We start from the raw sequence: 246 nt of genomic DNA, 5'->3' as shown, positions 1-246 counted from the left end.
GGGGCTTGGCCGCGGCGGGGGCCTCGCCGCCGCCGTCCTTGCCCTGACCGGCCCCGAAGACGACCGCGCCCCCGACGACGGCGGCGACAACCCCGGCGACCCCGAACGCGACCACGGCCCGGCGGCGCTTACGGGCGGCGGGCTGCGGGGCGCCCATGGTGGGCAGATCGTGAACGTAGGCCACCCCGCCCGGCCCCGCCCCCTGAGGCCGCCCCGGCGCCGGCACCGCCCCCGCAAGGCCCGCCC

1 pseudogene is annotated in these 246 nt (G+C 82.5%); it reads right to left on the bottom strand.

The window, feature by feature from the left end:
• Positions 1–184, bottom strand: a pseudogene (locus tag ACSNOH_RS35395) (hypothetical protein); the annotation flags it as partial.
• Positions 185–246 lie beyond the last annotated feature (62 nt).

This window comes from Streptomyces sp. URMC 127, from assembly GCF_051386535.1.
Lineage (GTDB): Bacteria > Actinomycetota > Actinomycetes > Streptomycetales > Streptomycetaceae > Streptomyces.
This window is presented reverse-complemented; position numbering and strand designations above follow the sequence as displayed.